Annotated in this window: 9 protein-coding genes; 3 read left to right on the forward strand and 6 right to left on the reverse strand. The window is 55.4% G+C overall.

The window, feature by feature from the left end; genetic code table 11:
- Positions 1 to 20: 20 nt before the first annotated feature.
- Positions 21 to 1,301 (reverse strand): cytochrome P450, encoded by a 1,281-nt coding sequence (locus C7459_RS01645; RefSeq protein WP_109685597.1) that lies wholly within the window; start codon positions 1,299 to 1,301, stop codon positions 21 to 23.
- Between the two features lie 129 nt (positions 1,302 to 1,430).
- On the opposite strand from C7459_RS01645, the gene C7459_RS01650 reads away from it, so the two are divergent.
- The gene (locus C7459_RS01650; protein ID WP_109685600.1) at positions 1,431 to 3,335 is read left to right on the forward strand and encodes a peptidoglycan recognition protein family protein; all 1,905 of its coding nucleotides are present in this window, start codon (positions 1,431 to 1,433) and stop codon (positions 3,333 to 3,335) included.
- A 47-nt stretch (positions 3,336 to 3,382) separates the two neighbouring features.
- Here C7459_RS01650 and C7459_RS01655 read toward each other — a convergent pair whose 3' ends face one another.
- The 5 genes from C7459_RS01655 to C7459_RS01675 all read right to left on the reverse strand — a co-directional run bounded on the left by C7459_RS01655 (position 3,383) and on the right by C7459_RS01675 (position 10,609).
- Positions 3,383 to 5,794, reverse strand: coding sequence for a penicillin acylase family protein (locus tag C7459_RS01655; protein WP_245884359.1), 2,412 nt, complete (start codon positions 5,792 to 5,794; stop codon positions 3,383 to 3,385).
- 99 nt (positions 5,795 to 5,893) lie between these two features.
- Positions 5,894 to 6,724, reverse strand: a complete 831-nt coding sequence (gene kynA, locus C7459_RS01660) for a tryptophan 2,3-dioxygenase (RefSeq protein ID WP_281272717.1) — start codon at positions 6,722 to 6,724, stop codon at positions 5,894 to 5,896.
- Between the two features lie 111 nt (positions 6,725 to 6,835).
- Positions 6,836 to 7,762: a hypothetical protein gene (locus tag C7459_RS01665; RefSeq protein ID WP_109685602.1), complete on the reverse strand. Its 927-nt coding sequence runs from the start codon at positions 7,760 to 7,762 to the stop codon at positions 6,836 to 6,838.
- A gap of 5 nt (positions 7,763 to 7,767) precedes the next feature.
- Entirely contained in the window at positions 7,768 to 9,210 is a 1,443-nt protein-coding gene (locus tag C7459_RS01670) for an AAA family ATPase (RefSeq protein ID WP_109685604.1), read from the reverse strand.
- A gap of 166 nt (positions 9,211 to 9,376) precedes the next feature.
- Complete coding sequence (locus C7459_RS01675) at positions 9,377 to 10,609, reverse strand: C39 family peptidase (RefSeq protein WP_146200921.1); 1,233 nt, start codon at positions 10,607 to 10,609, stop codon at positions 9,377 to 9,379.
- A 148-nt stretch (positions 10,610 to 10,757) separates the two neighbouring features.
- On the opposite strand from C7459_RS01675, the gene C7459_RS01680 reads away from it, so the two are divergent.
- Together C7459_RS01680 and C7459_RS01685 are read left to right on the forward strand one after the other, a co-directional pair.
- Entirely contained in the window at positions 10,758 to 11,204 is a 447-nt protein-coding gene (locus tag C7459_RS01680; protein ID WP_109685608.1) for a MarR family winged helix-turn-helix transcriptional regulator, read from the forward strand.
- Positions 11,205 to 11,288: 84 nt separating this feature from the next.
- Complete coding sequence (locus tag C7459_RS01685; RefSeq protein ID WP_109685610.1) at positions 11,289 to 12,650, forward strand: MFS transporter; 1,362 nt, start codon at positions 11,289 to 11,291, stop codon at positions 12,648 to 12,650.
- Positions 12,651 to 12,664 lie beyond the last annotated feature (14 nt).

Raw genomic sequence — 12,664 nt, forward strand, 5'->3', positions numbered from 1 at the left:
ATCCGGGGTGACTCCCTTTTTTACGTATGCCAGATCATCTCCAACCCGCCCTTGATCCGCAGGGAAATCGAAGGTTCCGGCACCGCTGTGAAACTCTCATCCGCCAGTCGCAAGGCCCCGCGCCGCCAGATGCTGGCGAGGATCAGGGTCGCTTCCATCATCGCATACTGACTGCCGATGCACGCTCGCGACCCCGCCCCGAACGGCAGGTAGGAAAAACGCGGCCATTCTTGCTCGCGTCGGAAAAAGCGCTCCGGTTGGAACTCCTCCGGCGCGGGAAACACCTCCGGGTTGCGGTGCAACGCATACGGCGAGATGATGTACGTCCCATGCCCGTCCACCTGATGCCCCGACAGTTCCACCGGTTCGATGTTCTCGCGCAGGATCGCCCACGCGGGCGGGTACAGCCTGAGCGTTTCTTGGATCACCGCTTGCGCATATGGCAATTTCGCCACATGCTCATACGTAAGCTCCTCCTCCCCAACCACCTCCGTCACTTCCTGCGTCAACTTCGCCCCGACTTCTGGATGTCGCGCCACGAGATAGAACACCCAACCCAGCAAATTCGCAGTCGTCTCATGCCCGGCGATCAGGATCGTGAGGATCTGATCGCGCATCTCCTCGTCCGGGCACGCGTTCGCCAGCAAGGGACTGAGCAGTGGCGCACGATTGCCTTTCATCTGCTGGGCAAACCGATCCAGCACGGCGCGCGAGACTTTGAACGTGCGGTTCATCCGCGTCGGCAATCCCAGTGGAATCGGCACCGGCGAGTAGATGCGATCCGCGCTGTACTGGATGCACTGCTCGACGGAACGGCCGATTTTTTCCGCCTCAGCTTGCAGGTCGACGCCGAGCATCGTCTGGCAGATGATCCGCAGCGTCAGCAACATCATGTCGTGCGCGATGGAGAGTTGCTGCCCGCTCGACCATCCGTCGATCATCGTGTGGGTGTAGGCGGCGACATCGCGAGCGTAGGTTTCGAGATTGGGTTTGGTAAATGCGGACATCATCGTCCGTTTTTGCCGCTCATGGGATTGTCCCTCTGAGGTCAGCACGCCCTGTCCGACGGTGCGCTGGAGGATCGCGGAGGAACGCCCTTTGACGAAGCTGCTCTCCTTGGTGACGAGGATCTGCTGAATCAGCTCCGGGTGGTGGATGATGTAGGTCGGTCTGCGTTTGCTGTTGTACAGCGACACCATGTCTCCAGAATCTCGTGATGCCGTGATAAAACCCAGCGGGTCACGCTGGAACCAGAGATAGTTCTGCAAGCGACTCCCTGGCATCTGGGCAAGCCTTACCATGCGACATCTCTCCCCTTTGTCTGAACTATTCAGAATGTACCATACCTTGGCAGGAATCACGATGTAAAACTCGTACTAGTAAAGTGTAGTGAAATTCAAAATAATTAGAGAAACAGGGAGGCTACCGCAATGACCAAACGCCGACGCACTCGCGTCTGGGCTTCGTCCATCGCCGTTTTGATGACGGGCCTGTTGGTTGTACCGTCCAGTTCCACCCCAGCTCGTGCCGAGACGAGCACGCTGGACACGACCTTGCAAACCGCCTTTGAAAACGCGGCGCACGAGTTCGGAGTTCCGCAAAACGTTCTGATGTCGGTCGCCTACAACGAAACGCGTTGGGAGCAACATGGCAGCGAGCCTAGCCACTCGGGCGGTTATGGCGTCATGCACCTGACCCAATCCAGTTCCGATCTCGAAGACCAAGGCAAAGCGGGGGAAGAAGACACCGAAACCGCTGAACTCGCCCAAGACCCGACCCTGCACACGTTGGACTACGCCTCACAATTGATCGGCGTCGACGCCGACCAGCTCAAGCAAGACCTCGAATCCAACATCCGTGGCGGCGCGGCCCTGCTCGCCCAGTATGCGCGCGAGACGGTCGGTCAACTCTCCGACAACCCGGCCGACTGGTATGGAGCCGTCGCCAAGTACAGTGGCTCTGACCAAGCAGAGGTCGCCACAGAATTTGCGGATGACGTATACACGACGATCCAATCTGGCGTGGAGCACACCAACGCGAACGGTCAACACGCGGTCCTCGCCGCCGAATCGGTCACACCAGACAAGTCCACCACGAACTCCTTGCACCTGCGCAACGCCGACCAGTCCGGCGCGGATTGCCCGAACGGATTGGCTTGCCGCTTCCTGCCGGCGACCTACAAGCAATTTTCCAGCAGCGCGACCAACTACGGCAACTATGACCTCGCGAACCGTCCGGCAGATGGCCTCGACATCCGCTACATCATCATCCATGACGTAGAAGGCAGCTATGAGTCTGCGATCAAGACCTTCCAATCCAACTCCTCCGTGAGCGCACACTACGTCGTGAACTCCGCCAACGGCCAAGTCACCGAGATGGTGCGCCCGGAAAATGTCGCGTGGCACGCGGGCAACTGGTTCATCAACTCGCACTCGATCGGCATCGAGCACTCCGGCTTTGCGGCAGAGGGTGGCAAATGGTACAGCGAGCAGATGTATCATGCCTCTGCGAAACTGGTGAAGTACCTCGCGGACAAATACAACGTCCCGCTGGACAGACAGCACATCCTCGGACACGATGACCTCCCCGGTCTGAGCCAAACGGCACAGCGCGGCATGCACTGGGACCCGGGCGCGTACTGGGATTGGTCTCACTATTTTTCCCTGCTCGGTGCCTCCTTCAACCCGAGCAACGGCAAACGCGATAGCAAGATCATCACGATCGACGCCAACTTCACCCAAAACCAACCGGTGCTGAACTACGGCAGCAAAGTACTGGAGCCGCAATCGGCCAACGCGCTGTACCTGTACACCGCGCCAAGCTTCGACGCTCCGCTGATCAGCGACCCGGCTCTGCATCCAGATGGATCTCCGGGCACGACCCAGATCAACGACTGGGGCGACAAAGTGACGCTCGGCCAAACCTTCTACCAAGCAGATTCCTCCGGCGACTGGACCGCCATCTACTACGGTGCGAAAAAAGCGTGGTTCTACAACCCGAAAAGCAAGCACACCGTCCCAGGCAGTGGAACGCTCGTCACGCCGAAAGCCGGCATGACCTCGATCCCCGTCTACGGAGGTGCGTACCCTGAGGCGGCTGCCTTTGCCAGCGCAGGCATTCCGAAAGTCGTCAACAACGCCCTGCAGTACCGCATCCCGGCAGGACAAGTGTACGTGTCGGCAGGTGCGATTCCGTCCGACTACTTCTACGCGAAGCTATTTAACCAGCGCTCCACGTACAAAGTCGTCAAGGGCGCCGATGAGTACTACCCGATCACCTTCAACCACCGCATCGCCTTCCTGAAAAAAAGCGATGTCGACGTCGTCAACCCGTAAGTAGAAAAAAGAGCCCCTGCGAGGGGGCTCTTTTTTTCGTCAAGGTGTCATGGCGTCAATGTCAGGTGATGCCCATTCTGGTTGTATTGCTTGGGATCGGTGCTGGTGATGTGATACCCGCCGGTCGTCCAATCCACAATCTGATCGTCGTACCACGGGGAGAGTCGGTTCCCGGACTGCCCGGGGCCGACCACGTTGAACGTTTGGTTGAGGTCTGCGAGATCGACCACTGTACGCCAAGCGGCACCGTGATCGACTTCGCCTGTTTTGGTGTTCCAACCGGCGGCTTCGACGGTCGTCTTGGAGCCCGGAAGCTCGGTTTTGGCCGGGTCGAACAGCAGGTTGAGCGGTTTGACGGAAGCCAACGGGTGGTGGAACGGGATCATGTGGTAGTCGCCCCAACGCCATTTGCTCGGGTCGTTGCCTTGTACTTCTACGGCGCGGTCGACCGCTTTTTGCAATGCGGTGCGGACGACGACAGACAGGCCGCCTTTTTCCTGAACCCACGGGCCCGGACTGCCTTGGGCGGCGTGGCGTAGCAATTGATCGACGGTGTTCGCCTTGTCTTCAAAGAGATCGAACATCTCATCCGACACATCCGGCTTGAACAGGACGTTCGGCAGTTCGCTCTCCCACAGGTTGAAGACGAGCGGTGCGCCGAGGTTGACCTGATCCTCGAACTTCCAGTCGCTCAAGAGGTCCAGCGCTTTTCGGTCGATGTCACGCAGAGCTGGCTCCTCGCGCTGTTGAAGCAACAGGGGCACGAACTCTTGCGCTTGCAGGTTGGTCGCGTCGAACTGGAGTTTTTTCATATCGTCTGTCGTAAGTTTCGAGCCGCTCGACAGCACTTGGTGGATGCGTTGCTCGCGATAGGGTTGTGCCCAGACGTTGGAGAGGTGGAACGGGTACGAGTCGGACACCACTTTGTTGTTGGCGGTGGCGATGAAGCCAGCGGGCGGATTGACGGTGGTCGGCAGTTGATCCCACGGGATGTAGCCTTGCCATTCGTACTCGCCCGTCCAGCCGGGTACAGGTGCGGAGGCGTCGCCTTTTTGTCGGATCGGGATCAGACCGTTGGCGCGGTAGGCGATCGTGCCGTCTGGGGAGGCGAACACAAAGTTCTGGGCCGGCGTCTGGAAGTAGGTCAGCGCCGACTTGAATTCCTCCCAGTTCGTGGCCTTGGCGAACCGTTGCACCGCTTCGAGTTCCGTGGATGGCTGTAGAGCCGTCCACCGCATCGCCAGCGCCGTGTCAGGATGATTGTCGTGTGCGAATTCGGAGATGATCGGGCCGTGACGCGTGATGGTCACGTTGTAGGCGAGGGCTGACTTGCCCTTGATCTTGATCTCCTCGTGGATCACTTGTGCAGGTTCCCACTTGCCTTGATATTCAAATTCGTTCGGGTTGGCCGGGTTGCGTTTCTCAATGTAGAGATCCTGCACGTCCGGTCCGACGTTGGTCACGCCCCACGCGATTTTGTCGTTGTGTCCGAGGATGATACCCGGGATACCGGCAAAGATTACACCAGAAACGTTCATCGTCGGTGTCTTCAAATTGGTTTCGTACCAGATCGACGGGGTGTTCAACGAGAGATGCGGGTCGTTGGCGAGGAGCGGCTTGCCCGATGCGGTCTTCGAACCGGAGACGACCCAGTTGTTGCTCCCGTTAAACGGATTCGGCTTGACCGCTTCCGCAAAAAGCGACTGGAGGTCGAGCGGATTGTCCTTCATCGCTTGGATGATCGTCGGTGCGTGGACCGGGTAGGACGGAGACAGGTCGAGCGCTTTTTCCGTAGACACGGTTTGCGCGAGGCTGTAGTTGAACACCTGCTGTTCCCAATGTCCGCCGAGGTCGAACGCCATGTACTTGCCGATCGTCAGCGTGTCCAGCGCCTGCCAATCGCGCGGTTCATAGCCGAGGATCGTGAATTCAAATGGCAGCGCGTGGTTGGCTTTGGCCTGTTGGATGTAGGCGTTGACTCCTTCGGCGTACCAATCGAGAGCTGATCTGGCCTCGGGAGAGTAGGCGCTGAGACTCGCCTCAGCCGCACGGCGCAGACCAAACGTTCGGAAGAATTTATCCCGACTGAGCGCTTTCTCCCCGACCACTTCGGACAGTTCGCCAGAGGCTTGGCGGCGGCTGAGGTCCATTTGGAACATCCGGTCTTGGGCGGTGACGAAGCCTTGGGCGAGGTAGAGATCGTGTTCATTCTGTGCCTCGATGTGCGGCACGCCGTGCTCATCGCGCCATACGGAGACCGAGGCGCTCAGACCGGTCAACTGCAGTTGACCCTCGACGACGGGAAGACTTTTCTGCATAAGATAATAGCCAGTGCCAGATGTGGCGACGAGTGCCAAAACCACGACGAGACCTAGACTTGCCAAGACGCGCCACAGACGACGCTTCGGCCACAAGCGCCGCGTTTTTTTACTCCGTGTGACAGGAACTGTCGGTTGCAAACGGAATCCCTCCTTTTCTTAGACTAGTATATCAAACAGTCTGAATTTTTAGTGACAAATGAAAAGACCCACGCCAGCTGGCGTGGGTCTTTTTTTTGCTTACAGTTGGGTGCGGATGCTCCAGAGTTCTGGGAAAAAGCGATGATCCAGCGCACGTCTCAGGTAGTCAACGCCAGAGGAGCCGCCGGTTCCGTGTTTGAAACCGATGATGCGCTCGACGGTCATCATGTGGTTGAAGCGCCATTGTTGTTGGCGGGAGTCGACATCGACGAGTTTTTCGGCGAGTTCGTAGAGGTCCCAGTATTGATCGACGTTGCGGTAGACGGTCAGCCATGCGTTGGTCACGCTTTCATTGGCTTGGTAGTCCTGTGACCAGTCGCGATCCAGACAGACAGCGTCGATGGGGAGGCCGTGTTGGGACAGCGAGAGAATGGCGGCATCATAGATACTGCGTTCTTGGAGCGCGCCTTGGACGAGTTGGTGAAGTTCAGGCTGGTGTTCGAACACCGACAGCGCAGCGGCGTTTTTGCGGCCGAACATGAACTCGATCATGCGGTTCTGGTAGGACTGGAAGCCGGAGGAACGGCCCAAGGACTCGCGGAACTCCATGTACTCGGCTGGGGTCAGCGTGGACAGGACATCCCACGATTGGATCAACTGTTGCTGGATGCGCGAGACGCGGGAGAGCATCTTGAAGGCGGGTTCGAGGTTGTTTTGTAGGATGTAGGTTCGTGCGGCGTCGAGTTCGTGCAGGATCAGCTTCATCCAGAGTTCGCTGGCTTGGTGGATGATGATGAACAGCATCTCATCGTGGTGCTCAGACAGACGGTGCTGACCCGATAGGATCTTGTCGAGGTGGAGGTAGTCTCCGTAGGTCATATCCTTGGAGAAGTCGGTATGTATAGGCTCGTTGTTATGCGGATTGGACACGTTGTCGTCGCTCCCTTGGTCTGTTTCTTCACAATGCCTATTCTAAACCAAATTCGGGCAGGACTCAAAGGAAAAGGGACTGTCTGGGTGGACAGTCCCTTTTTAGGCTGTTTATTTGCGACGGATGTTGATGCTGTTAGCTGTTGTTTTCCCGCCTTCACCAAAAACAAACATGCGATAAGGGATGTCAATTCGATACGCGGAGGATTCAATGTATCCGTCGTGGAGGTCTTCTCGTGTCTCTTCGATGCTATCAATATCGATCTTAAAATCTTTCTGTTTTGCGTAGGCTTGTTTTGTAAGACTGCACTTCTTGCGCTGTGCTTGATCGTTCTGCTTGATCATGGCACGAATCTTAATGTCACATCCAGGCTTCAGGTGAGGCAAGATGTATTTCTTGAAATTCGCCTCGTTCTTTTCATTTCCGATAAAGAATTTGTCTTGAATGACTAATTTTTGATCATAAAAATTGGCAAAGTACTGGGCAAGTACATCCGGATCATCGCTTTTCGAAACCTGTAAGTGGATCGGAGTTTCAAAAATAGCAAACAAGTCCTTCTTGAGATTGCTTTCTCCCTTCAACACGTCTCGAACCTGTGACATTGTAATTGACGGAGGAGCCGGCTTGGAAAAAGCATCCTTGCTAACATACGTTAGTTCAGGATTCGCTGCTCGTACGGCGTATTTCATATCTGCGACGACGATTTTAGAGGGGGATGCGTAGGCCGTATCAAGGAGTATTTTCTCGAAAGCATTCACTTCTCCCTGTACTTTGGAAGGCTCATCGACCGTAACAGAGTGGTATTTCGATGCGCTAGTTAGGATGTCGGTAAACCAATCGCCTAACGCCTCTTGCAGAAATGCATTGTCGCGAAATGGGGGTTGCTCCACCAGACGATCCCATACTTTGCGCAACTCTCGGCTTCCAACTAAGATATGACGGTGGATGCGAGTGATGCGTTGGATACGTTCTGGGTCCGTTGCAGGCAAGAATAGATCAACGATAAACGCTGGATCAAGTACGATGTGCAATTTCATACTTTTTACATAAACTCCATCAGAGTTCGAGAGAGGCTGAGTGGAACATCGAAAAAGCCTTTGGGGAATTCCTCTTTGAATTGCCCGTTCGCCATCAGCTCTAGGTCTTTGACGTGTGTGCCGTCTTGGTTCTGTTCGAAGTAGTAGATTCCGACATCCTCGGGCTTGAGTTCGCCCTTGGCCGCGAGAATTTGCAACTGACGCACCAAGTACATGCTGTGGGTTTCGATGATGAAGCTCTTTTCATACTTTTGACTACATTTTACAAAGAGTTCACCCAGCTTGGATTGGGCATTTGGATGGATGTGCGTTTCTGGTTCTTCGATGAGCAGGAGACTGCCTGCGGGGGAGATGACAGATTCTACGATGATCGGTAGCAACTGAGACGTTCCAACCCCTACGTCTACAATACTACTGGGGATACCCGTGTTCTTGTTTTTGATCATCATGGAATAGTTGTTGTTGCCGAGTTCAGTGAAGTCGACCGATTCGGCGAGGTGGAATTCGTTTAGCCAATGGTTGATGTCATCTCGCCATTGGGTTTTCTGTTGCGTGTCTTCGCCATCGGTCTCCTGCAAGCCGATCAGATTCGTCAGGACGCCTTCTCCCTTGGAGCCTACACTGCCAAATTGGAAATTTGCCACCATTTCAGAACGCTTTGGTTCATTTCGGAAGGGTTCGAGGTGGATGATGCTTTGGATAAACTCCCCGACTTGTTTTTCAAGCATAGCTAAGCCAATCCAAGCAGGCAGTATTTTCTTGCGTTCTGTTATAGTTAGATTATCAATATTCGATAAGTTTGGACGGAAGATTAGCTTATACGGAGCCAAAAAATTTGTTGCGTCCGAGATCTCTAATTTATCGTTGAAAAAAACCCCAACCCCGTTCATTCCCCTTGCAATTTTACACGTGTCTAGACTTTTAAACTTCAGCACCAAAGTTTCCACGCGATTGGGTTTTTTGGGGCCCTCTTCGCCTACTACAATTTCGACCCCGACAACTGGGTTATTTAAAAATGGTATAACTGGCCCGGTTGCATTAATCTCCTGAGCTGGGTTTTCCGTTCCGTATTTAGTGGCGAAATGTGTAATTGAAAACATGTACAAATACTCAGCAATAAGTTCTATGTATGGATCAGTCGCGCTGTTACCAAATCGTTCGTTCGATTGAGAAAAACCTTTCCCTCCCCGAAACTCCATCGAAATCTTAATCTTCCCATCCGGTTTTTTCCCGTACACGATGCTCCTGAAATCCCCGATCCGCTCCGATAGATGCAACGCCGGAGTCGCCTCTTGCGTGCGCAGCGTCTCCTGCAACGCAAGCAACCCTTTTATGTAACTCGATTTCCCCGAGCTGTTCGGCCCGACGAAGACGTTGATCTTCTTGAAGTTTAGAAAGACTGGATCTCGAAATGCCTTGAAATTCTCTAGACCGAAGCCTTTTATCATAGATGGATTCCTCCAGAATTTTGCAGTGTCTATCCGCTTGTCATACCTAGAACACTATTTCGGCTTTCTCCTAAGTATTCCTTTTCCCACTCTCTAGGATCAGACCCCGAGCACCACTTTTATGCAAAAAAAAAACTCCCCCACTTGCATGGAGGAGTTTTTTGACTTACCAATGCCCGTTCGTTGCCGGGACTGCCCAGCCTTGCGGGTACATCAGGTAGGTGGTGCCGTTGGCTTTGTCGAGCCACGCGTGCTCGAATTGCAGGCGGTTGTACGTGATGCCCACTTGCGCATCAGAGGCCGCCGCCGGGTCGTTGGTCAGCACGTTGCCCGCCGCGTCAAACCCGCGCACGACCAAGAGATGCCCCGATGTGCTCGGGATCGGCGTGTTGTCCATCTGCCCTTTTTTATACGCCACGCTGACAATCACCGGAACGCCCGCCTTCGTCCATTGCTCAATCTCCGCGAGGCTGCTCATCCGCGCCACTTTCGCTTGCAGGTCAAAAGATGCCGCGTAGTTCGTATTGTACGGCCAGTTTCCGCCGCCATTGTAGGTGTAATCCCAGACGCCGTTGACCACGGTCGGCACCGTTTGGTTGAGCGCCGCGTTTCCAGTGACCGTGGCCCAGTACGCCATCACCATCGAGGTAGACGTCGGGGAACACCAGACTTCACCGCCATTCGGGAAGACCATCTGCGAGCGCTTCGGAACATTCAGGTCGCTCACGAGACCCGCGCTCGGCACCGTGCCGGCCGTGTCCATACCGTTCGAGAACGTCAGACCTAAGCTTCGCAGCGTTGGCGTATTCGTCGGATCGGTCGTGAACAGCGTAACGCGAGCTTTCACCGCCGTTGCCGATTTTTTCAGAACCAAGGTGTCGGTCGCAACCGTTCCGACGAGATCGCCTTGTCCATTGACGGAGTGGCGCTTGAACGGAAGATCCTGCTGCAACCACACGCCCATGCTGTACCACTTGCTCCAGACCCCATCGACGAGCGCGCTCAGTTCCACCTCCGTCCATGTCCCTGGCGCTGTATTGGCTTCCATCGAGACGATGGATTCCGTGAAATTGACCGGAATCTCCGCACTGGTGAATTGTCCGTAGAGATAAGCCCCACTGTTGTAGCGGCCCGTCGTATCCGTTCCCGTGAGCAGCGCCGAACTGTCCAACGTCAGTCCCGCGCTCGATGCCACAGTCCCTTCACGCGTGCCTGTGGTGAAGTCCTTGATCGCTTGATACGCTTTCACATCCACATTGTTGACCGTCCTCGGCACCTGCTTCCCCTCCGATGCTGTTGCTTGATGCGTTGTCCCATTTACAGTCAAGATTGCTAGACCTACAAGCGCCACTGCCACCAGCCTCTGCCACTTGGATTTCCGTCCTGTGCTCTGGGTCACTCACCTCATCCTCCCTGTGTTTTACATTATTTTCATGATATATGAAAATTAAGAAAATTACAAGAATAGAAAGCCCTGCCGCAACTACTTGCATGAACAACTATCTACTTGTATGCTAGGTGGTAGCCTGAGAAGAAGGGGGATTTCGGTGGACTACCATGAGTATCAAGGAGAAAACTCCCTCGGTGCGAAACTCAGCAACGCAGCGCGGCTGATGACCAATCGGCTCAATCAACGGTTTCGCGAGCACGACTACCCGGTGACGGTTGATCAATGGTTGATTTTGATGCAACTCTGGGCGCATGACGGACAGACGCAGAACGCACTCGCCTGTGCCACGCACAAGGACCAACCGAGCATCTCCCGCCTCGTCGACAACATGATCAAGCGCAATCTCGTACACCGCGTCCTCCACCCGGACGACCGCCGCGCCAATCTGATCTATTTGACCGCAGCAGGCCGCGACATGCAAAAGGGACTGATCTCGCAAGCCATGCAAAACATCCAAGAGGCTTCCCGGTCGATCGACCCGCCCGAGATGGAGGTCTTCCTGCGCGTGTTGGATCAGATCGTGAAAAACTTGGAATCCTCCTAAGCAGCGCTCCCATACTTGTTCCAACAAGGGTCTGTACGCAGATCAAGCCTCAACACACAGTTTCAAGAGAGAAGGGGTATCCTCATGCAAGCTGCAAGTATCAGTCGCGAGAACACCGGCGAGAAATTGCTCGTGGTGCTGGTGTTCACGCTGATCATCTCCGTGATGAATGCCACGATGTTCAACGTGGCCCTGCCCTCGATTCGGCAGGAATTCGCCCTGACGGCCTCACAAGTCTCTTGGGTGGTGACCGGCTACATCGTCGTCTATGCGATCGGATCGGTCACATTTGGCAAATTAGCCGACAAGTATCGCTTAAAAGACCTCCTGACGTTCGGTCTGATCTTTTTCGCCCTCGGCTCCACGCTTGGTTTAGCGGCGACGCACTACTGGATGTTGATCGTCGGTCGCGTGTTGCAAGCAGCCGGCGCCTCGGTCATCCCGGCGACGGCGATGCTGATCCCCGTGCGCTACTTCCCCGCTGAGAAACGCGGTCGCGCTCTAGGCGTCATCTCCTCCGGCTTGGCGCTAGGGACGGCAATCGGCCCCGTGGTGGCCGGGTTCGTCACGAGCACGTTCAGTTGGCGGTTTCTGTTCCTGCTCTCGATCCTCTCGCTGATCACCCTGCCCTTCTACCGCAAATTCTTGGATGATGAAAAAGGCACCGCCTCCAAAACCGACCTCTTGGGCGGCGCGTTGCTCGGCGGGACGATCGCCGCACTCCTGCTCTCGATCACCCAAGGCTCCCTGCTCGACCTGATTCTCGGCCTCGTGTTGCTCGTGCTGTTCATCCTGCGCATTCGCACCGCCGCCGAACCGTTCATCCAACCCGCCCTGTTCCAGAATCGCCAGTACACATGGGGGATTGTGATCTCCTTTCTAGCGAGCGGGTTGAGTTTCGGGATTCCGTTCCTCACCCCGATGATGTTTACCACCCTCAACCATGTATCGCCTGCCACCATCGGATTTTTCATGTTCCCAGGCGCGATCCTCGCGGCGCTGCTGGCACGACGCGCCGGACGATTGGCCGATGAAAAAGGGAACACCGCGCTCGGGTCGATCGCGCTGTCCCTGCTGTTCCTCGCCTACGGTCTCCTGTCTGTCGTCGCGGGCCTGTCGCCGTGGGTCGTCATGTGCTTCCTGATTTTTGGCAACCTCGGCCAGACATTCATCCAGATTGCCAACTCGAACCTCATCTCGCGCACACTCTCCAAGCAACATGCAGGTGTCGGGATGGGCTTGATGATGATGGTCAACTTCATCGCCGGAGCGACGGCCACCTCGATCATTGGCAAAGTTTTGGACTTTGGCCCCACGCTTCAACTGAATCCATTGCTGATGCAGGGCGAGGGCGTGGTCTACAGCAACATCTTTTTGTTCCTCGCAGTCGGCGTGATCGTCATCGCCACCCTGTTCTATTACCAGTTCGGCAAAAAAAGAGCGTAGGTGCCTCGGCACCC

It is taken from the genome of Tumebacillus permanentifrigoris (assembly GCF_003148565.1).
Classification (GTDB): domain Bacteria; phylum Bacillota; class Bacilli; order Tumebacillales; family Tumebacillaceae; genus Tumebacillus; species Tumebacillus permanentifrigoris.